The organism is Rothia sp. HSID18067, from assembly GCF_003989445.1.
Classification (GTDB): Bacteria; Actinomycetota; Actinomycetes; order Actinomycetales; family Micrococcaceae; genus Rothia; species Rothia aeria.
Map to the genome: position 1 here is coordinate 398,992 of NZ_RBMF01000002.1, position 20,543 is coordinate 419,534.

At 56.8% G+C, this 20,543-nt stretch carries 17 protein-coding genes; 5 read left to right on the forward strand and 12 right to left on the reverse strand.

Translation table 11 applies throughout. The annotated features are described in order from the left end of the window. Window positions 1–227: 227 nt before the first annotated feature. Both D8M23_RS06760 and D8M23_RS06765 read right to left on the reverse strand, forming a co-directional pair. The gene (locus D8M23_RS06760; protein WP_126854177.1) at window positions 228–1,424 is read right to left on the reverse strand and encodes an MFS transporter; all 1,197 of its coding nucleotides are present in this window, start codon (window positions 1,422–1,424) and stop codon (window positions 228–230) included. 6 nt (window positions 1,425–1,430) lie between these two features. Further along, window positions 1,431–3,914 (reverse strand): PEP/pyruvate-binding domain-containing protein, encoded by a 2,484-nt coding sequence (locus tag D8M23_RS06765; RefSeq protein WP_126854178.1) that lies wholly within the window; start codon window positions 3,912–3,914, stop codon window positions 1,431–1,433. 195 nt (window positions 3,915–4,109) lie between these two features. Here D8M23_RS06765 and D8M23_RS06770 point away from each other — a divergent pair, with 195 nt between their 5' ends. Continuing rightward, window positions 4,110–6,143, forward strand: a complete 2,034-nt coding sequence (locus D8M23_RS06770) for a bifunctional 3'-5' exonuclease/DNA polymerase (protein WP_238693797.1) — start codon at window positions 4,110–4,112, stop codon at window positions 6,141–6,143. Window positions 6,144–6,679: 536 nt separating this feature from the next. Next, window positions 6,680–8,215 (forward strand): glycine-rich protein, encoded by a 1,536-nt coding sequence (locus D8M23_RS06775; protein WP_126854180.1) that lies wholly within the window; start codon window positions 6,680–6,682, stop codon window positions 8,213–8,215. An 86-nt stretch (window positions 8,216–8,301) separates the two neighbouring features. Here the strand turns inward: D8M23_RS06775 and D8M23_RS06780 are convergent, their stop codons facing one another. Next, window positions 8,302–9,069: an NUDIX hydrolase gene (locus D8M23_RS06780; RefSeq protein WP_126854181.1), complete on the reverse strand. Its 768-nt coding sequence runs from the start codon at window positions 9,067–9,069 to the stop codon at window positions 8,302–8,304. Further along, complete coding sequence (nth, locus tag D8M23_RS06785) at window positions 9,062–9,988, reverse strand: endonuclease III (RefSeq protein WP_126854182.1); 927 nt, start codon at window positions 9,986–9,988, stop codon at window positions 9,062–9,064. The genes D8M23_RS06780 and nth overlap by 8 nt, the downstream gene beginning before the upstream one ends. Before the next feature lie 323 nt (window positions 9,989–10,311). On the opposite strand from nth, the gene D8M23_RS06790 reads away from it, so the two are divergent. Continuing rightward, on the forward strand, window positions 10,312–11,064 hold the full coding sequence (locus tag D8M23_RS06790) for an SDR family oxidoreductase (RefSeq protein ID WP_126854183.1): 753 nt from the start codon (window positions 10,312–10,314) through the stop codon (window positions 11,062–11,064). 201 nt (window positions 11,065–11,265) lie between these two features. Here D8M23_RS06790 and D8M23_RS11755 read toward each other — a convergent pair whose 3' ends face one another. Continuing rightward, entirely contained in the window at window positions 11,266–11,403 is a 138-nt protein-coding gene (locus D8M23_RS11755; RefSeq protein WP_161971657.1) for a hypothetical protein, read from the reverse strand. On the opposite strand from D8M23_RS11755, the gene aroQ reads away from it, so the two are divergent. After that, on the forward strand, window positions 11,402–11,848 hold the full coding sequence (gene aroQ / locus D8M23_RS06795; protein WP_023133679.1) for a type II 3-dehydroquinate dehydratase: 447 nt from the start codon (window positions 11,402–11,404) through the stop codon (window positions 11,846–11,848). The genes D8M23_RS11755 and aroQ overlap by 2 nt on opposite strands. Window positions 11,849–11,980: 132 nt before the next feature. On the opposite strand, the gene D8M23_RS12370 is transcribed toward aroQ, so the two are convergent. The 7 genes from D8M23_RS12370 to D8M23_RS06835 form a co-directional block, all read right to left on the reverse strand. Next, window positions 11,981–12,568, reverse strand: coding sequence for a thiamine pyrophosphate-dependent enzyme (locus tag D8M23_RS12370; protein WP_126854184.1), 588 nt, complete (start codon window positions 12,566–12,568; stop codon window positions 11,981–11,983). Between the two features lie 435 nt (window positions 12,569–13,003). Continuing rightward, complete coding sequence (locus tag D8M23_RS06805; RefSeq protein WP_278666902.1) at window positions 13,004–14,296, reverse strand: MFS transporter; 1,293 nt, start codon at window positions 14,294–14,296, stop codon at window positions 13,004–13,006. Continuing rightward, window positions 14,293–15,369 carry a DNA glycosylase AlkZ-like family protein gene (locus D8M23_RS06810; protein ID WP_126854186.1) on the reverse strand — a complete coding sequence of 359 codons (1,077 nt, stop codon included), beginning with the start codon at window positions 15,367–15,369 and terminating at the stop codon, window positions 14,293–14,295. Before D8M23_RS06810 ends, D8M23_RS06805 begins: the two co-directional genes overlap by 4 nt. A 53-nt stretch (window positions 15,370–15,422) precedes the next feature. Next, the gene (locus D8M23_RS11955; RefSeq protein ID WP_202976127.1) at window positions 15,423–17,144 is read right to left on the reverse strand and encodes a YncE family protein; all 1,722 of its coding nucleotides are present in this window, start codon (window positions 17,142–17,144) and stop codon (window positions 15,423–15,425) included. 544 nt (window positions 17,145–17,688) lie between these two features. Further along, window positions 17,689–17,904 carry a hypothetical protein gene (locus D8M23_RS06825; RefSeq protein WP_126854188.1) on the reverse strand — a complete coding sequence of 72 codons (216 nt, stop codon included), beginning with the start codon at window positions 17,902–17,904 and terminating at the stop codon, window positions 17,689–17,691. A gap of 2 nt (window positions 17,905–17,906) precedes the next feature. Further along, window positions 17,907–18,167 carry a hypothetical protein gene (locus D8M23_RS06830; RefSeq protein ID WP_126854189.1) on the reverse strand — a complete coding sequence of 87 codons (261 nt, stop codon included), beginning with the start codon at window positions 18,165–18,167 and terminating at the stop codon, window positions 17,907–17,909. Window positions 18,168–18,256: 89 nt separating this feature from the next. Continuing rightward, a complete protein-coding gene (locus D8M23_RS06835) occupies window positions 18,257–19,441 on the reverse strand; it encodes a MarP family serine protease (RefSeq protein WP_037235836.1) in 1,185 nt (394 codons plus the stop codon). Between the two features lie 313 nt (window positions 19,442–19,754). Between D8M23_RS06835 and D8M23_RS06840 the strand changes: the two genes are divergently transcribed. Further along, window positions 19,755–20,432 (forward strand): Crp/Fnr family transcriptional regulator, encoded by a 678-nt coding sequence (locus D8M23_RS06840; RefSeq protein ID WP_006888478.1) that lies wholly within the window; start codon window positions 19,755–19,757, stop codon window positions 20,430–20,432. Window positions 20,433–20,543: the final 111 nt, after the last annotated feature.

The following is a 20,543-nucleotide window of genomic DNA, read 5'->3' on the forward strand; positions in this document are numbered from 1 at the left end:
TTCATTTTGGGCCGTGCCCCCGGCTTTCCACACGTTTTTTCACAGTGTTTCATACGTATTATTCACATATGGAGCTCTTCTATGACGTTTTATGAAACAGTGTATTGTGATTTTAAGTACTCATAAAGTCTTTTATCATACTTTTAGTACTCTTTACTGTTTATAGGTACTGCTGCGGAAGAACCAAAGGTACAGTGCCCTTACCACCGGAAAGGGTTCTTATCCCCTTACTCTGTTACCCTGTCTTTACGTAACGGTTCATGTACCGGGTTGCATGCAGAAACACCAATGATTCCCGCCCAGCACAGGATAAGTCCACCAATCGCGGCGACAGACATGAACGAGAAGGTCAGCAGCAGAGAGACGGAGAGAACCACGGGCAGCATCAACCCGATTCCGTAGAGGGGCACCCCCAAAGCACCACCTGCATTCCTGGCGAATTGAACAAACCCGCTTGTCACGGCCTCATTTCCGCCGCCGATCGCACCCTGGAGCCTCACGAAGATCGCGGGCATACCGATGCCGACACCAATTCCCACGAGTGCGCCTCCCACAGTCAGCGACCAGAGATGAGGCACCAGGCACGTCAGGACGCCTATAGTCGCCGTCAGCCACCCGATTACCTCTGTGCGTGCATGATGCGCGCGCAGTCCGCCGATTGCGGAGCCGATGCCGCTTCCCGCCACCAGAGGCAGTACCAGCCATCCTAAAGTTGCGGCATCAACCTGCAGCGTATGGGCCATTGACATGGGCAGATAGACGGCGGCACCGAAGGCAAGGCTCGACAAACCCGCCGTGCTGATCAGTCCTCGCACGAGTACCGGCTCAGCCAGTACAGACAGGAGGCTTCGCGCTTCAGCGGGTTCACTCGGCGGCCGGCTTCCGGGGAGGCTCAACGAGAGGGCAAGAGCCACGACAGAGAGAAGAGCGGGGCTTGCGAACGCCACACGCCAGCCGAGAACTGAGGTCAGCCAGCCCCCGAGGGGTGCCCCGATCAGTGTCGCGACAACCTGCATTGAGCCCAGCAGACCGATAATCCTACCAAGACGTTTATCACGCCAGTACCGGGTCACAGCCGCCATGCTCGCGGGCACGATGATGCCAGCGCCAAGACCCTGAATCGCCCTGAACATAATGAGCTGCACCATCGACTGAGACTGCGAAGTCAACACTGTAGCCGCTGCATACAGCAGGGTACCCACAACATAAACCTTTCGCGGTCCTTGGCGGTCGGCCCAGCGACCACTGTTCAGAAGCACAGCGGTGGACGCTAACATGTAGGCACCCACAACCCACCCCACGGTGCTGTGACCAGCGAGCTCGGAGGCAATCGTCGGCAAACTGACCGTGATAAAATTCTGCATCAGCGTAGCCGAAGCAGAACCAATGAGCACGGCTGCCAGACACCAGTGACGACGATTCATCTGCCCTCACTCACTTTCGACCGGTGTAACCAGCCCCGTGTTCCCATCGACCCGAATCGTCTGACCCGACACAATATCCTGCGTACCGGACTGAGTGCCAAGCACAGCAGGAATCCCAACCTCGCGCGCGACGATGGCCGCGTGAGAAAGCGGACCTCCGGTATCAGCCACCACGGCGGCAGCCACATTGAACAGTGGGGTCCAGGTGGGATCGGTGTACCGGCACACGAGTATTTCGCCCGGTTCCAGCAGCCCGAACTCTTCCGGCCCGTGGATAACCCGTGCCGTGCCCATCGTCACCCCTGGGCTCGCGCCAACTCCTTTGATGCCGTCCGTCTCAGACCGGTGATTCCCCCGGTCCCACCACAGAGTCTCAGCGGTTGTGCGCTTCTGCTTTCGGCGCGAAATCTTCTGCTGCAGATCGGAGGATGGTTCTTCTGCAAGCAGTGCAGATTCTACCTCGTCAAATAGCGCATAGGTTACATCTGAGGGATTCGCCAAGACGCCGCGTTCAACGAGTCGATGTGCGATCTCGTCCATGACCCTACGAGCCTCAACAAACCATTCTTCGATGAGATACAGAGAGCCCTCACGTGCGACATGCAGAGCCCGCAGCGCGGTGACCGTCTTATCCCAACGTTTATGCAGGAACCGTGGCAGTCGGCTGCGCACAAGCTGACGTTTATCGGCCCGATCTGCATCCATGGTGTGCCTGCCACGAATGCCGGCGGCAATCAGTGTGAAAAATGCCTCGGGGTTCTCGCCCCAAGACCTGCTTGAATAGGGCAGGTACATGCGCGGTGTGCGCGCCCCAATCCGCGACAGCGTCTGCTGAACCTCTTCGAGAAACGTCGACCCATTGGGACGCTTCGAGAGAGATTCAACCGCGTTATCCGTGTCCACAAGGACGTCATCGAGACCGAGTTCGCGGGCGCGCTCGCAGAGACGCGAAATCTCACGGTCGATATGTGCCGTCACAAAATCGAGGTTCGCGAATAAATCCTCGGTGGTGACGCTCGGGCCGAGCCGCGCAATTTTCATCATCATATCCGCCTCAGCACGTTTGAACATTAGCGGTATGAGGTAGCGCGAGAAGCGAGCGCGCGTAAGCTCAGCCGCCGCATCAACCGCACGGTGACTGCGCGCAATCAGGTCACGGTCGGTGATACTCTCAAGTGCCCGATTATCCGCCTGGAATGCTTCAAGTTCATGTTTCCAATCCAGCGAGTCTGCATCCCAGTCGGGATTCGTTACCGAGAATGCCTGCCTAAATGTGCGCGGCAAGTGCGTTACGATGCGCGGCGAAACACGCGGCCACGTTGCGTGAATGCTCGCAATCCCGTCATCGCTGATGCGGATCACACGATCAACGGGTGGTGTATCCACGCCGAAAGAACCGAGAACTTGTTGAACTTCCTGCTGTACCTTGCGCACGGGCATGATGTCTAGGGGATACGGTGCGGGATAATGCTCGATCAGGTCATCACGCATCATCTGTAGAATCTTTGACTGTGCGGGTCCGTGTCCCGGGTCGGTTTTCGACAGATTCGATAAAGATGTAATTGGTCGAGTCTGCAAGAGGTAGAGCTCATCGCCGCATATGCCCCACTCGATATCTTGGGGTGCGTTGTAATAGGCGGATACCTGCCGCCCGAGAGCGTGAAGTCGTCGAAGATCGGAGTCTGACAGGCATGAAGCCGCGCGATCATTCGGTGGAACCGGGCTTATCTTAGTCCCGCCGGTGTGGTCGAGGTCGATGCGTGTCTCTTTATCCCCGATGATCGTCTCGACGGTGTGCCCCTGTGAGTCCAGCGTAAATGTATCCGGGTTGACGTGGGCGGCGACGACGGACTCGCCAAGACCGTAGGAGGCGCTGACGAGCATCCGGTCTGTCATGCCAGAGATAGGATCCGCTGTAAATAAGACGCCCGCCACGTCTGCAGCGACCATTTCCTGCACCACCACGGCAAGTTCCGCCGATTCGTGGGAGAACCCGGCTTCTGCGCGGTACGCCACCGCCCGATCCGTCCAGAGGGATGCCCAGCATCGCCTTAGAGCATCGACAACAGAGTCTTCTCCCTGCACACCGAGATAGGTATCCTGCTGCCCCGCGAAACTCGCGCTGTCCAGGTCTTCCGTTGTCGCTGATGAACGTACCGCCACAACCGGCGAGCCCAGCGCCCGGTAAGCCTCGACGACGGCATCTCGCACGGCGCGCGGGACTTCCTGTTTCAGGATCAGCTCTCGTGCCGCGTGAGAGTTCGTACCGGCTGCCTTGTGAATAATATCTTCAGCAATCGGTGCGACGGCTACCCTGTAGGCGTCGGTTGTCACGCAAAATCCTGGCGGCACGTTCAGACCGGCGCGATGCATCGTTATAAGGTTGGCTCCCTTGCCGCCGACGTTGGCTACCTGAGCGTCCCCTAAGGGATGACCTCGCCGGAACCAGGATATGAACGCGGTCGTCTCTTGTTCGTGTGGGGTAGCCATCGCCCGATCACCGCCTTAAGTGTGCTTCGTGTCACTCTTTGTCTTGTCTCAACGACAAAGCGCTTCTCTATCTTCTTAGAATATCTGTCGCGGCGGGGTTTGGGCATAGATTGCTGCCATCGAATTCGCCCTGACATGCAGGTTCGTTCACCGTCGCCTTCGCATATTCGGGGTTCTCTCACCGATAATAGGAGTGTGTACATTCTCGTTGTTCCCGCAGATAACGCCGACGCCCAGAACCCCGGCGCCGCCTCTGTGCGCAACACAGTGAACGATGCTGCAAACAGCGGGGAACCTGCGCATTTTCAGAACCCTGCGGGAGGCTCATCCACCGCATACTGGGGTGTTTTCCATGTGGAGGCTGCCGCCGAGGCCCACGCCAACGACTCTGCTGATGCGCCAGCCAGTGCGGGGGAAGAAACGGTCACCTCCAGCACCCCCGGCACGGCCCCACGTATTGTGCGTGCGCACAGGGTGAGCGCCGAGAACCTGCCCGCCTATGTGCGTGAGGTTGAGTCCCGCGCTGATGCGCGCAAGAGTGCGCGGGTGCGGTGGGTGTGGGCCGATACGCGTGTGCTTGGCCCCCTCCTGTTAGAGGCGCAGGTACGGGTGCATCTATGCCATGATTTGCGGCTGGTGCAGCGTATTCTCAGTGCTGCCGCGACCCACCCCGGCGGGCATGTTCGTTATTCGCCGGTGCTTGAGCTGATGCACGAACCGCACCACGAACCACCGCGCGGGTACCTGCCGCCTGCACGGCAGGTGAGCGGTCAGCAGGCGCTCTTTGATGATCTGAGTTTTTCTGCTGCCCAGCAGTCTTCAGCGGATTCTACCGAGCCAGCGGTGCGCTCCGATGATGCGAGTTCCCCAGCATCACGTACCCCGCTTATTGCCGCGACGTTCGGCGAGTTCGCGGCGCAGCTGCACGCTATTGCCGCTGCCGCGCACCCTGACCGGCTTTCTCTGTTGGCTCATGCGGAGTCAGCCGGTGCTCTTGTTGCCGCGGAGATTGGGTACTGGGGCATCCCGTTCGATGCGCAGGAGCACCATAAAAATCTGGAGCAGCTGTTGGGGCCGCGCCCTGGTGAGGGCGAGCATCCAGCGAAAATGGTTGAGCTTGCTGAGCATATTCGACGTGTGCTGTTCGCTCCGCAGCTGAACCCGGATTCCCCGCAGGATCTGCTGCGGGCGCTTCGGCGTGCGGGCGCGCAGGTTGAGAGCACCCGTTCATGGAAATTGAAGGCGTGGGCGCAGCAGAGCCCGGCGCGGGCCCAGGAAAGGCACGCCATGATCGACCCGGTGCTGCGGTATAAGAAGCTGTACCGGATATGGACTGCTAACGGCTGGAATTGGGCTGATACGTGGGTGCATCAGGGGCGTTTCCGCCCGCATCTTGAGGTGGGCGGTGCAGCAACCGGACGGTGGGGTGCTTCCGGCGGGGGTGCTTTGCAGCTGCCTGCGGAGATCCGTTCGGCGATAATAGCCCCGCAGCATCAAGTGTTTACGGTGGCTGATGGGTCACAGATTGAGCCGCGTATTCTGGCGGCGCTCAGCCGGGATGAGGCGTTGGCTGCGGCGGGGCGTGGCGTTGCGGGGCACAGCACCGACTTGTACGAGGGGATTGCCGAGCTGAGCCGTTCTCACGGGCTGGCGCTGACTGAGCGGGCGCAGGCGAAGGTGGGGCTGCTGGCGATTATGTATGGGGGCCGCAGCGGCGAGGTTGGGGCGCTGCTGCCGCATATTGCGCAGCTTTTTCCGCGCGCTATGGAGTTTACGGAGCGGGCGGCGCGTATTGGCGAGCAGGGCGGGCAGGTCACAACGTTTTTAGGTCGCACCTCCCCTGCCCCTTCCGATGCGTGGCTGCGCACGGTGGCGGATCGTTCAACGGGTGCTGCGGAGGCTCGGGCGGTTTCTGCGTCTCGTGCGTGGGGCCGTATGACCCGTAATTTTGTGGTGCAGGGTACGGCGGCGGAGTGGGCTTTGTGCTGGATGGGTAGGGTGCGTTCGCGCCTGCTGAGTGAAACAGTTTTCGGCAGCCCGATGCGCACAAAGATTGTGTATTTTCTGCACGATGAGCTGGTATTGTGCGGCCCTTCTGTTGAGGTGAAACGTGTTGAGGCGATCGTGCGGGAGTCTGCTCAGCAGGCTGCGCAGCTGCTCTTTGGCGGGGTCCCGGTGGACTTTCCAGTGTCTGTGACGGTTACGATGAACTATGCGGAGGCGAAGTAGTGTCTTCTTAAAGAGAAGAGATACTGAGTCTTAGGTGAGTATTTTATAAGGTTAAACTTAGTTTCTGTGTCGTTTTATGATTTGGGCCTCTTAAAAAGATTTTGGCATTTTTAACGCTTCAATTAAGTTTCAGAAGGTACCTTAGAGTTCTTTCCAGGGTGCTTGAGTGCCTGAATATTGAGTGAGCGTATATTTCTGCGGCACAGCGCATGACCCAATTATTACGAAATGATTAAAATGCATCAAAATACATAATTTGTAGAATAATTATTCACTTACTGACATGGGATCCACGCGGTAAATTTTGAGCTATAGCTTGAGATTCAGGGTTACAGCAAGGCATTCAGTACATGCATGAATATATGGAAGATGAAAGACTTTACGAGTAGAATATTCACCGTATACGCGGTTCTACCGCGCATCACAACACTCAATATACGCTCGTTGTGTTCACGTACCCCGCCCTTTTTCCGCTAGGGGCGGGTACGGTACTGGGCACCGGCGTGTGTATATCAGTACTTCGCAAGGATATAAACATGCAGAATAAACTCTCACGCCGCACGCTTGTTACCGGCGCGGCTTGGGCGGCACCCGTGGTCATGGCTTCTAGCTCCATCCCGGCGTTCGCCACATCGCCGGTCGAGCCCTGTGTAGCAGATAAAACGTTTAACTCACAGCACTACGCTAAGCCCCCGCGCGGCAACACCCGCGAAAAGGTCTACGACCACTGGACAGTCCCCGCCGATGTGCACCAGATCAAGTTCTATGTGCGCGGTGCCGCCGGTGGGTCCACCCACGAAGACCAGTACGGTGGCGGCTTCGGCGGCGCTGGCGCCGAGGTAGCCGGTTACCTTGATGTTACCCCCGGCGAAACCCTTACCTTCGTGACCGGCGCAGCTGGTACCGCAAACTTCGACGGCACACCCGCTGAAGGTGGTAAAGGATTTGGTGACGGCGGTTCCTCAGCTGCTCTTCCCACCGACTCTCAGGTAGGTATTCGCAATAACCAGGCGCAGTTCATCCTTGATAAGTTGAAGCCCGCAAAGATCCAGTACGGTGGCTCCGGTGGTGGCGCATCCGCTATTGTTCGTATGGAAAGCGATGGGTTCACCATTAAGGAAGTTATCGCTATTGCTGGCGGCGGCGGCGGCGCGGGTGTTACCGTGCAGCACAACACCAACGACTACCCCCGCACCAAGGAAGGCAGCTACAAGACTGCCACTCTCACCATCGGTGAGCAGGGCAGCGGCGGTATGCAGGTGCAGCAGAGCCCCCAGAGCGTTGAGGGCCAGACCGTCACAGTAGTGCAGCATGTGGACAGTATGGACGGCGGCGGCGCGAGCACCTCCCTGGAGAACTACCCCGACTACGAGCAGACCGTCTACGGCGGTAAGGGCAGCGGCACCGCAGAAGGCGGCAGCGACGGAACCGGTGGCGCTGGCGGTGAAGCCCCCACCATAGATCAGGACCGGGTCACCCAGGAATACCTGAGCTACGCCCACTTCGATCGCTCGACGGGTGCATACATTAACTACTCAGACGATGGCAATATCTTCGCCTCCGCTTTTGAAGGCGCAGAGGGCAACAGCACCTCCAACCCCACCGAGCCCGTTAACGGTGCTGACGGTGTGAGTGCCTGGGGTGCAGTTGATACCTATGGCGGCCACTACGCCGACGGGTACGACAACGCCAACTACTACGTGTACGCGGTCTCCGGCGGCGGTGGCGGCGGCTACGGTGGCGGTGGCTCCGGCAGCGTCATTGGTCAGGGTGTGCGTGTTACTGCCCCGGATCAGGAACAGGACATTGAGGGCAGCTCGAACAAGTTCCGTTACTCGGGTGCTTTCGCGTCCGCTGGTGCTGGCGGTGCCGGCGGCAGCTACCTGGCACCGGGAATCGAAATGTGGGATTCCAACGGTAGGAAGTTCTGGGCACACAATAACCGTACTTTTGGTACCAATGACACCAACGGTCACGGCCGTATTAAGGTGATCTGGTGCGACCCGAGCGGTTCGCATAAGGACTACCCGGATGACCCGGGTGTTCCCGCTCCGGTGGTTCCCAGCCACTAATTCCGGCTGCGAATACTTCTAAGCTAGGGCCTGCTCCCCGCATTGTGCGGTTCTGGGGAGCAGGCCCTTCTGCGTACCCGGCCCGCTTATTTTAAGGCGGGCGCAGGTTTAAGTACCGAAGCATCCCACGGTACTGTCCAGGTGAGCGCATCAAAAATCTTATCGAGCACGATCGCGGTGAACCCCCACACGGTGAACTCGACCCGCGCATCACCGCTAGAGTGCACGACCTCAAACGCCGGGGTTTTATGGGTTATGCGCCCGCGCTTCACATATGCCGTATGCCGGTTGGCGGGGTTGAGCAAATCTCGCACGGGCACCCGCGCAATCAGGGCAGACTCGTTCGTATCGACCACGCCAACCCGCGTGGGTGAAGCCCACCACCCCAGCACCGGGGTCACCCTGAAATCGCTCACGGCAAGCGGCAGGGTCGGCAGCTCCCCCAGAATTTCAACGCCTGCAGGGTCAAGCCCGGTCTCTTCCACTGCCTCGCGCAGGGCGGCAATGCGCCCTACCGGAACTCCCTGCTGGCGCGCCAGTTCGTAATCCTCGGGGTCGATTTTGCCGCCCGGGAATGCAGGCTGACCGGCGTGTGAGCGCAGAGTATCCGCCCGCACCAAAAGCAGAACGTCCAGGTTCTCGCCCACGCACTCTGGGCATCCCTGAAAGTCTGCGGATGCGCTCGGTTCATCATCGAGTACCCCGAAGAGAACGAGCACTGCTGCCTCTTTGGAGAGCGTACTGTTGGGCGCGTACCGCATGAGGGAGTCTATGTTGAAATCGAGTTTTCCTGCGGCAAGGTTCGCGAGTGCATCGCGGGCTTGTTCGGCGGCGGTGTTCAGGGTGTTAGGCACTCAGCGGGTATCCTTCGGCGTGAAGCTGGCGGCGGGTGGCACCGGTGAGGAAGCGCAGGTGCAGGCGTTCACGCCCGGGTGCCATTTCATATTTCATGAGTTTACGCGCTTTAGTTTCGTCCGTCTCGCCTTCACCCCAGGATGGGCACAGGTCGGCGATGGGGCAGACTCCGCAGGCGGGTTTGCGGGCGTGGCAGATGCGCCGCCCGTGGTAGACCATGCGGTGTGAGAAGTCGGTCCATTCGCGCGGTTCGATAAGCTCGGCAACGTCGTGTTCGACTTTGACGGGATCGTCTTCGGTGGTGAATCCCATGCGGCGCGCGAGCCTGCCGAAATGGGTATCGACGGTCAACCCGGGTACCCCGAAAGCGTTGCCGAGTACCACGTTTGCGGTTTTGCGCCCGACTCCTGCCAGTTTCACCAGTTTATCGAGGGTTCCGGGCACTTCTCCGTCGTAGTCGTCGGTGAGCTGGCGGGCGAGTTTGACGATAGATTTCGCTTTGGCGCGGTAGAACCCGAGGGATTGAATATAGGGTTCGACATCTTCTTCGGTGGCTGCGGCGAGGGCGGGCGCATCCGGGTAGCGGGCGAAGAGCGCCGGGGTTACCTGATTGACGCGCACATCGGTAGTTTGCGCCGAGAGCACTGTGGCGATCAGCAGTTCAAAGGCGTTCGTGAAGTCGAGTTCAGCCACGGCGTAGGGGTAAGTTTCGCCCAGGATGCGGTTAATTTTGCGGGCGCGGCGCACGGTGGCAAGGTGACTTTCGGGGGCTTTGGCGAGTGCTTTCGCGCGGCGGCGTGCCGCCTGTGCTGCCTCAAACTCGGGCACGGTGCGGATGCTTAGCAGCTCACGTTCTTCCTCGGTGAGCTGTAGCTCTGGGGCTGTGTCGGTGGTGCTTTTCGGTGCGGATGCGCTCATAGCGCGAGCCTACCGGTTTTTGTCTGCTTTTCCCAGCTAGGGGTTCCGAAGTTCGCTGTTACCGCACGGTTTCTACCATTTTTGAGCGGGTAAATATGCCATACACAGGATATGCCTGCAACGATTTTTGTTCTGAACAATTCTTAGAATTCCTGGCGCAACATCTAGAGCCGGAACAGGTATCTGCGTTATTTTGATAATACTAACGCGCCCCAGATGAGTCATGCTCGACTCTGGGAGGGTAACTACGATTAATCGATCTACATTAACAAGTTCATAGTGGGAGTTGTACCCACCTCTGAAAGATTTCCTCAGGAGGACACATGAAGATCGCTCTTGTAGGTGCCACCGGAACAGCTGGTCGCGCCACCGCTCACGCCGCCCAGCAAGCAGGTCACGAGGTCATTGCTCTCTCTCGTGCCACAGGCATTGATCTGCATACCGGAGAAGGACTAGCTGAGGCTCTGAACGGCGCTCAGGTGGTCATCGACACGTCCAACGCTTTTCCTGCAGACCCCGCGGCCAGCCTGGTTGATACTTTTTCAGACGTTACCAAAACCCTGGAGAAAGCCTGCCAGCATGCTGGGGTACAGCATCTGGTTCACCTTTCCATCTGCAATATTGACCACCCCGCATTTGACGATTTTGACTACTATCTCGCCAAGCGAGCGCAGGAGAAGGTTTTAGAGGACAGTTCCCTTCCGCACTCCATCGTCCGTTCTGCGCAGTGGATGGAGTTTGCTCTTAACCCTGCAGCCGTCACACAGACCGAGACCAACGTGAAGGTTCAAAACTGGCTGATTCAACCCATCGCTGTGGAGACTGTGGCTAAGGTACTTGTTCAAACTGCAGCCGAACGCCCGCGCAACCGGCAGATCGCTGGGCCCGAGCAGATTTGGCTTCCAGAACTGACCCAAACCTACCTGCACGCCATAGGTGATCGTCGAGAAGTAAGCGTTGTAGATCCTGCCTTAGATGCGCTCGCTGAGGGTGTTCTGCGTGCCCCTAAGAATGCAGAGTTACTTGGGCCCACGGTCGCTCAGTGGGCGGAGGAGCAGATACCCGCACACGGGTGATGGCGGCAGACTTCTTGGCTCAGTGTCTGGGGTCAGACTAGTTTTTATGCTAAACCGCTTGGTGCTTCCGTTTCTCAGCACTTCATGCCTGAGGGTTTTCCACCCTAAACATGTGCAGCAAACGCGGGAAAACCGAAATTTTCCAGTTTTCCCGCGTTTGCCGCTGCTAATGAGAATATACTGATGGTTTCTCAATACTAGTTACACGGTCACTGCAGAAACAGTGTTGCTGCCGCCAGTCTCAAGCGGCTGGTTCACGAACCTAAATAGTGGTGGCGGGGTGGTTTGGTGGGCGTGCATCCTGCGCGGGGACGCTTCAATGTGCCACACTAAAAGCATGTCTGCAACTATTTTTGTGCTGAATGGCCCTAACCTGAACCTGCTGGGGCACCGCCGCCCCGAAATCTACGGGCACACCACCCTGGTTGATATTGAGTTGTCGGTGCGTGAGCGTGCCGCCCTGCACGGGTTTGATGTTGAGTTTATGCAAACAAACTATGAGGGGAAGCTGGTGGATGAGATTCAGCGGGCCCGCACCCGTGGGGCTGCGATTGTGATTAACCCGGCAGCGTACACGCACACGTCGGTGGCGCTTCACGATGCGCTGGAGGCCGCCGAGCTGCCCGTCGTCGAGGTGCACCTGTCGAATATTTACCGGCGTGAGGAGTTCAGGCATCACTCGTATGTGTCCCCGCAGGCCACGACCGTGATTAGTGGTGCGGGTGCTTATGGGTATGTGATGGCTATTGATTTTATTGCCGAGTACCTTAAAGACGATATTTAACACGGGGCTTTGCATCAGCGAACGGGGCGCCCGGTACGTTGCCCCAGTCCTGAAGCTTGAACAGACAGAGAGAACTTAGTGTCTAGGGCTAGCAGACGACGGCGCACAGAGAATCCCGATACGACAAATCAGCTAATCATCGAGGCACTTGAATCGCATGAATTCGCGCGCTAAACTCCGGGGATCGCATGTAGGAGCTGGTGGAACGTAAACTGGGTCACGGGTTAAGCAAACAATGGCTCTCAGACCCGGCTGGCATCCCCAACTGAGGGCAGCCTCGAGATCTACCAGGGAAGAAACCGTGCGCACATTCGTGAATCCCGATGCAATGAGTAACCTTTCAATCCCTCCGCCAGGTTCCAGGGTAGTCGGTTGACCTCCAGTTGTCCTATATCCGTTGTTATCGAGGATGATGCAGATGAGGTTCGGCGGGGCCTGGCTTGCAATGGTCGAAAGTGAACCGAGACACATGAGTAGGCCGCCATCCCCTTCGACTGCTGTGACTCGCCCCGTACGACCTAATGCAACCCCCAGACTCAGAGGGAGGACCATTCCCATGGAGCCCAGCAGCGGCAGTAGACGCCCTGGGACAAGCGCCCTCATAGCGATATGGGCGATGGGTCCGAGATGACAAATGACCTGGCCCGTCTTCGGACAGGCATTAATCTGGGCGAAAACTTCCGCTGGATCAAGCCCAAGATTTTCTTGTCCGTCGCTCATGTCAGAAGAACCACTGTCGGAGAAGCATTTGAAATGGGGTTTAACCGGATGGTTCTCAGAGTTGACAGAAGTGTGCCGGCACAGTAAGTGATCGTGACACAACCGAGTGCTCCCAAGGATGGCTGGACTGCACGACCTGTCGGGACCTGTGTGGGATTCTGTTCATCTGCGCCACCACGCATGGCAACGAGGAGGGTGACTGGCAGCGCATAGGCCACGAGAAGCGAGCCGACCGTATTAAGCGAGGACATCAGTCCGGAGGACTGCATCAGAACCAACGGCTGTCGTCCAGCAATGTGCATACCTGCTCCCACTGCGACAGCCTCTTCTTCTCGAGAGCAAAAGACTGCCCCGGGAAGCCCCTGTAAATCGAAGATATCGTTGAGCTCGGAGCATGGCACCATCGGCGTCGCATCGTATCCTGTGTCAACGAACTTACGAGTCAATTTTGCCCGCATCTGCAGTCACTCCTTTCAAGGAAGTTTGTGCGCTCGTGACACGGGGTAGTAATACTGAGGTTGCCGCGAGGGCGATGGTGCATATGGTCAGCGCCAGGAGCACATTGTTAGTTCCCAATACGACCAAGACAAAACCACAGACCGTGGTCGCGATGCCGCTACCGATATTGAAAGAGGACCCCAACGCCGCGTTTATCTCAGTATGGGATGTATCAGCGAAATAATCACCCACCATCATGTATGAAGCAATGAACATCGGTGTCATACCCACACCCACGCAGCTTGCTCCGAGAACTGCTAGAACAATCCCATCGCTAACCATGAAGAGGAGCACTCCAACTGCTACAAGAGCAACAGCCCCTTGGTACTGAAGCCGAGCGGCTACACGTCCACCTGGGAGTTTTCCGAACGCGATGCCAGCTAGGAACCCAGCAAAGCTGACTACACTCAATAACACCCCTGATATCGCCTCGGCACCAAGATTCTGCCCAGACCAGGCGGGAAGAATCAAGCTCAGCCCCCCCATCGCAATTCCAAGACCAACCATTGGTAGTAACAAACCTACTGCAGCCGGCTGGAAGTAGATACTCCTCTTTGAGGTTACGCTCACCGACTCGAAGAGCTCATTTGACGCAGGTGGTCCTGATAGTGGCCGAGTCATCAGGGCATGACTACTGGCTTCCCTCCGGGATGCTAGTACGACAATAGCTATATTCCCAAGCACTCCAGCGCATAAACCCACCGGGATTGACCAGAAGACACCACCCGTTGCCCACAACACGCTCGTGATTAAAGGACTAATTGCGAAGGTCAGTTCTTCCGTGGTTGAGTCCAACGCATGCAACGCCCGGTTCGTCGCAGGTGTCTCTGCGACATTAGTCCAGATAGCACGTACGACTGCCGGCGTTGGGGGAGCAACCGCGGCTCCGCTCACAATGCCTGCCATCGCCACCACGAAAGATGCCCCGGAAGCGTTCAGCGTTACCCCTGTTCCTAGAAGAAGGGCAAACACGAGTGACATGGGCACTATGGTTGCTCGCGGAGAATACCTTGTGATTAATCGCCCCTTATAGGGGGCGGTAAGCGAACTAACCACCATCAGAACCGCTGACGCCACCCCAGCGTGGATGTATTCCTGACGGTCGCTATAGAAGGCAACTAGACCAAAAGGAACGATCCCCCCAGAGAGCCGACCGAAGTTGGCAGCAAACAGTAGCGGACCTATCTCCCGATCTATAATCAGCCTTCGATAGCTGTGTGAACTTGTCATGGTATATCTTCTAACGTCCAGTGATTGAGCTGTTGTTCTACGGACGCGCGCACCGCATCCTCTTCAATGTCAGAGTCGCACTCAAAATTTTCTATTGCCACCTTGCCTTCATAACGTCTAGCTGCGACGCGTCCGATGATTCGGTCACCGAGTAGGAGAGGCATAGAGAAGTATCCAAATTCCCTTTTGCTGGCGGGTTTGTATGCTTCAAGTAGATAGATCTTTCCGAACAGGAACTGTTGTCTCGAACGCGTCCATATCAGCGAATCAAAAGGAGAGAGAGGAATGACAGCGGAAGGATCCAGCGTGCACTCAGTCAGTGACTCCAGTGAGTCGGGGTCAACAAACCACTCCTCATTGCTCCCATGCACGTGCACAACGTCGTACCCATAACTCCGAGCGAGTGCGGCGATGTTCACATCTCGGGGAAATCTAAAGTAGTCCCGTACGTGTTTAGCTGTTGAAATCCCTAGCGCTTGCAGAGCAACCAATACTGCTTGTCTGAGACCCTCGGCCGGGTCAATCTGGTCAGGGTGGGGCAACCCCGCCTGATCTGGTGTTTGGTAGATCCGGCGCCACCCGGCATCTCTACTCACCACGGCGAGTTCCCCGATGCTGAGCAACCACTCGCATGCGGTCTTCACAGGGCTGGATCGTTCCCAGCCGACCCCCGAGCTCCGCCCAAAATCGCTCAGGGTTAAGGGACCCGATTCTTCAATCCGGTTCAGTACCTGTTTAATTATCTGAAGGTCGGGCTGTGGGCCAGTAAGTCCGTGCTTCTTGATTTGGTGCCGTCGCCAGCTCCACACAGGCCACAGACGCTGTGGGAGAAGAGAATGAGCATGGCCCCATGTCTCAAACAGACCCGCTGAGGTGTCATGCGCAAGGTTGGCGTCTCGAGTTGAGACGCCACGAGACAAGAGAACCAGCTCATGAGAACGACGGACCGGCTGGAGCGCGTCTAGCTGGACGCATCCCACCTTCTCGACCACGGATGCAACCGATATGGGCTGGGATTGCACAGAATGTATCTCTAACCCTTGTGCTCGGACAGCAATCTGTCGAGCATGCATAAGCGAAAAGGTCTCTATGGCTGGTGTCGCTGACCCTCGCCGTGCGAACCCACTCACAGGTTTAGAGCCTCACGGGAGATGGGGACGAGACGAGCGATTTCATCACCTCGAGATAGAGTAAGCTCACGCCGAGGGGAGATCGCGATGCTCATCCCGGTGCCGTGGAGTCGCTTAATAGTGGTCGAGGAGAAAAGTCCGATTTGGACTCCTAGGTCGGGTGTCTCCGGAGAGGGAATCACCAATAGCCCGAAGTCGTCAGCTGTTGTGGCAGACCAGCCAAGACGCCACTCCACTGTACCGAGTCCGTTGGGCAGAAACATGGTCTGGCTTCCCTGGCTGGTCTCGAATTCATAACTTGTCAGCCAGGACTGCTGTTCGACAGCCAGTGTTGCGGAGTCACGAATCCAGACCTGATTCATGCCCACAGCTCGTGCAGACTCGCTCGTCTGCTCGCCTCCAGTGATCTCGACTTGGCGCAGTGGGGAGAGGGTAATATCGATTGGAGAGCTGATACGCCATCCAAGGGTGGCTCCCTGAACCCAGGGCGGACAGAACTCTGGCTGCCGCTCTGCGCGGATATAAGTGAACGACTCAGCGGAAAGTTTCCTTTTTCCCCGCGCTGCGGATAGGTTGAGTTCGTACTTTGTTGGAGGAATTGCCCATGGGTAGAGTTGGCTGAAATGCATCGCTTTCCGTTCACGAACCGGACTAGGTGAAGGGTCGGCATCGCCAACTGTTGGTGACATATCAGACGGATACCACCTGCGAAATTTTCGTCTCACGCGCAAGTCGCGCAGCTGCTGGGTCAAACACCGAGACGCTACATGGCCAAAGCCTACCGGCACTGACTCGGTCGCTACTTCGCTGTTCGGGTCAGAAAGGTCGGCGTCAGCAGTCCTGATGACGGTGACTCCGTGGCTGCCCCAGTCGGGTATGTCCAGCTTCATAACAGTGTTCCAAGAGAAGGCCGCGGCATAGATAGTACCCTCAGAGTCAGACACCACTCCGCGCGGTGCGGGGCCAGCATCGATGTAGCGAGCCACAGACAGGCTCTCAATATCGATTACGGCAACTGAGTTGTCGCGCTCCAAGCTGGCCAGTGCATACTTATGGTCCGGTGTGAATGTAACAGCCCGGACTCCACCTGCGCGTACAGGGATGTCAGCACACACACGATCGGTTGCCAGGTCAATTACTGGGATGTTCTGAATCGCGTTGCACGCTACGAAAGCCAGGCCTCGGGTGTTGTCGATGTTCAGACTGTAGGGGAAAGTGTCGGGGGCTAGCATGATGGTGTTGACTACTTTGACCCCGTCCACGTCGCCGCCATCGAGGGGGCTAACATCGACCTTTGCGATAGAATCCTCCCCCCAGAGCGAGATGTAAGCGAAACCGTCCGCGACAATCATGTGGCGGGGGTCGCGACCAATCTCAACCTGACGAATATCCTCACCATACTCTAGATCGACTATCGACAGGGTGTCCGAACCTGAATTCGAGACGAGTAGATACTTCTCCTTGCCGACAATGAAGAGGCCGCGCGGACCATTGCCAACCTGGATTCGTCGGGTCTCCTCATGGGTCAACCCGTCGATCTCAGAAACGGTGTTCGTGCTCGTATTGGAGACGTAACCTCGCCCGTCAGAGGTAAACCGGACGCTACCACGCGGCGCATTGCCGACCTGAATCGAGGCAATCTTTTTCACTGACTTACCGTCGTTCTCGAGCACCGAGATAGTGCCTGAATCTGTATCTGTTGAGTAAATCTCAGTCATTGTCTGCTCCATTGATAATGATAACTAAAAAGGAGATTTACCTCACTTCCTCCTGTAATATAGAACACTAACACCGTTGGTTTAAGATTACAAGACTCTTCACGGATGAAAGCATAAGAGTCAGCGATGCGTCGGTAGTGGAGACACCTTTACAGTTTCCATCAATTCTCATCTACTGTTCTACCTGAGCCAATTATGCAAGAACGAGCTCAAGCTAGATAGCCATCGAAGAAACAATCAGCACGACGTTCACTGTTCCAACAACCATCAAAGTCTGCACAGGATTTCAGCACTGACGCCTAGGCGGATGCCATTTTCTCGACAAGCAGTGTAGATGCCCTGGCCTGGATTGTTTTCGAGATGATCATTCAGCAGACACAGGGCCCGGGTATTGAGTCTCGTTGGACATTTGATGGGCAGGGATGTTCCTTTACTCTTTTTGTTTGTTTCCAACCTTCAGGGTCAGAACTAAACCCAGTACGCACCAACCGCTCACGATTATATGGATTGAATCGGATAAGTCTGTATTTCTGTAAATATACACTTACAGTTTTCTAATAAAACCGCTCACCAACTCAGTAATCGTCACCCCACGCTCCACAGCCACCATCTTCACCTTCCGATGCAAATCCTCATCAATCTTCAACGTCAACCGTTTCTTCACAGAATCATTCTTTACCCTAAAGGCACCCTCAAAATTTGCGCCTTTCACAGGGCCGATCCCCTCAGGCTTACGCATCAAGTTCTTCTTCTCAACCATTACTACTTCTCCTCAGCCCCTATCAGTTCCATAAGCTCCTGCGCCACCAACTCATAACCACCCAAATTCTTTGGACACGTATTAGCGTTGGTCTTAATAACCTCAAGATTCTTCACCGGATGTTCAAACACCGCCACTTGACCCTCTTCCAAAGCATCCAACGCCTGCTGGTACGAAACTGTGCGTGGATTGACATGGGTCAACAACACCACCGCTGCTTGCTGAGCCGGTAGAGCATCTAATGTTGCCCAGACTCGACTCATATCTAAACTGGCTGGCTTGCTACCTTTTTCGGTACCGGGCGCCCCGTTTTAGTCCGCTGTACGCGGGCTATGAGGGTGTGCTGCTCACCCTAGCGTGCTTTACATTGGCCGGTTGAGACGGGCGTGGTGTTATTGCCGTTGGCAGCCAACGCCTGTTTCAGGGTGGATGCGGTTATCGCATAGCCGGTTTGGCCTTCGGTTGCTTTTGCGAAGACCACGCCCACTACGGTGCCGTCTTGGGTGAGCATCGGGCCGCCGGAGTTACCGTGCTGCACGTCTGCGGCGATCTGGTACACCTGGCGGGTGGGGTTGGCTTTACCGGTTTCAGAGTCGATGGTCTGAATGTTGCCCACGCCCTGTACGGTGGCGGGTTTCGCGGCGAACGGGCCGCCCTTCGGGTAGCCCATGAAGGTCACGGTTTCGCCGGATTCGGAGTTAGTGTTGGCCACCTGCAGCGGTTGGATAGGCAAACGCGGTACACGAATAAACGCTAGATCTTGCGCCGGGTTGTTGTAGACCACGGTGCCGGGGTAGGTGCGTCCTCGTGAGTCTTGCACGGTGGGTGAGGTAACTCCGGAAAGCACATGCGAGTTGGTGACTACGAGGTCCTGCCCAGCGACGAACCCGGAACCGGTGGAGGTGTATCCGCACTGCTCAGCGGCACCCAGGATCTGCACTACCGAGGATGAGGCGTTCTCAAGTGCATCGGATTGAACCTGCTGGGTGGGTGCGTTCGTCTCGGGGTAGAGCAGCTGTTTGACTTCGGGGATGCTGCCTGCGGTGAGTACATCGTTGCGGACGCTGTCGATGCGGTCTTTCACGGCGGATGGGGTTGCTTCAACCATCCAGGTGAGGGTTTTCGATTCGCCCAGCGCCGTGTTCACTGACGGGATGGGTACCGTGCGCATAGATAGGGTGATGACGACGAGTACGAGGGCGCAGGCGGCTACGTTCAGCACGCCGCCGAAGAACCTCTCCACACCCTTTACAGGTGTGACATCTGTTACTTTACGGATGCTCCTGCCAGCAATGACACCCAGCCACTGCCCAATCACCAGGCATAGCAAAAGAAGCCCGATAGCGGTGGGAAGCATCCACTGCGGGCTGACGGCGGCAACCGCCAGCGGCACCAGCCATGCGGCGGCGCACACACCCAGTGCCAACCCTAAGAACGTTCCGAGCGTGGTAAAGAACCCGCTTCGTAAGCCCATAAGGAAATACAGCACGAGGATGATGGGAATAATAATGTCGAGGGGGCTCAGGTTAGCAAACACAAGCGTTCCTCTCTTGGAATATAAAGAAATAATGAATGATGGCGTGGAAAACGCCGCACTCATGTACTGATGCTAAAGGGTTAAGCTGTGAAAATCTTTAGTTTTTTAAAAAATTCCCAGGGAAGTTTTGCTTTCGGCCAACCGTTTTCAGATGCATAAATAAGATTTTTGAGGTAATCTCAATAACAGTAAGTTGAATATATCACATCCGGTTCTTGGGCTCCTCAGCTCATAGGTTCGAGCAGGTGCACCAGCCGGAATGCTCACACAAGGGGGTGCTCGCACCCCACCCCTATTCAAGGAGAACAAAACAATGGATCTAGATATCCTGCGCCGCTCGCCGCTGTTCGCGACCCTCGATGACGCCGCGTTCAAGCTGCTCACCGACGATATTACCGAAATCGACCTTTCCCGTAACGCCGTGCTCTTCTACGAAGGGGACCCCGGCGACCAGCTCTACGCCGTACTCTCCGGCAAGGTTAAGCTTGGCCGCACCGCCGCCGATGGGCGTGAAAACATGATCGCTATCATGGGCCCCGGCGATGTCTTCGGTGAAATGGCACTTTTTGATCCCTCCCCGCGTTCTACCAATGCCGTGGCTGTCTCTGAGACCCGTCTGGCTGCTATTAAGCACGAGTCGTTCAAACGCGCCCAGCAGCAGGACCCCAGCATCTCGGACCAGGTCATTAAGACCCTGGCACGCCGTCTGCGCCACTCAAATGAGGCCTTGGCAGACCTGGTGTTCTCGGATGTTCCCGGGCGTCTCGCTAAGGCCCTGCTGGATCTGGCGGATCGTTTCGGTCGCCCCGCAACCGACGGCATCCTCGTGGCCCACGAGCTCACTCAGGAAGAGCTTGCGCAGCTGGTGGGCGCATCCCGTGAGACCGTGAACAAGGCTCTGGCCGAGTTCGTCTCCCGCGGCTGGATTCGCTTGGAGGCACGCGCGGTCGTTATTCTCGACCTGCCGCGTCTGCGTCAGCGTTCACGCTAAATTCTCTGAGGACATCTGAAGTCTTCACACACAAAGCCGCATCCGATACGTCGTGTTATTCGACGGTTTCGGATGCGGTTTTCGTATACCCGCTCCCTTCACATTTACACA

Coding starts and splice junctions, on each gene's coding strand:
- D8M23_RS06760 (WP_126854177.1), bottom strand. CDS start 1,424: ATGAATCGTCGTCACTGGTGTCTGGCAGCCGTGCTCATTGGTTCTGCT.
- D8M23_RS06765 (WP_126854178.1), bottom strand. CDS start 3,914: ATGGCTACCCCACACGAACAAGAGACGACCGCGTTCATATCCTGGTTC.
- D8M23_RS06775 (WP_126854180.1), top strand. CDS start 6,680: ATGCAGAATAAACTCTCACGCCGCACGCTTGTTACCGGCGCGGCTTGG.
- nth (WP_126854182.1), bottom strand. CDS start 9,988: ATGAGCGCATCCGCACCGAAAAGCACCACCGACACAGCCCCAGAGCTA.
- D8M23_RS06790 (WP_126854183.1), top strand. CDS start 10,312: ATGAAGATCGCTCTTGTAGGTGCCACCGGAACAGCTGGTCGCGCCACC.
- aroQ (WP_023133679.1), top strand. CDS start 11,402: ATGTCTGCAACTATTTTTGTGCTGAATGGCCCTAACCTGAACCTGCTG.
- D8M23_RS11755 (WP_161971657.1), bottom strand. CDS start 11,403: ATGCTTTTAGTGTGGCACATTGAAGCGTCCCCGCGCAGGATGCACGCC.
- D8M23_RS12370 (WP_126854184.1), bottom strand. CDS start 12,568: ATGAGCGACGGACAAGAAAATCTTGGGCTTGATCCAGCGGAAGTTTTC.
- D8M23_RS06805 (WP_278666902.1), bottom strand. CDS start 14,296: ATGACAAGTTCACACAGCTATCGAAGGCTGATTATAGATCGGGAGATA.
- D8M23_RS06810 (WP_126854186.1), bottom strand. CDS start 15,369: ATGCATGCTCGACAGATTGCTGTCCGAGCACAAGGGTTAGAGATACAT.
- D8M23_RS11955 (WP_202976127.1), bottom strand. CDS start 17,144: ATGACTGAGATTTACTCAACAGATACAGATTCAGGCACTATCTCGGTG.
- D8M23_RS06825 (WP_126854188.1), bottom strand. CDS start 17,904: ATGGTTGAGAAGAAGAACTTGATGCGTAAGCCTGAGGGGATCGGCCCT.
- D8M23_RS06830 (WP_126854189.1), bottom strand. CDS start 18,167: ATGAGTCGAGTCTGGGCAACATTAGATGCTCTACCGGCTCAGCAAGCA.
- D8M23_RS06840 (WP_006888478.1), top strand. CDS start 19,755: ATGGATCTAGATATCCTGCGCCGCTCGCCGCTGTTCGCGACCCTCGAT.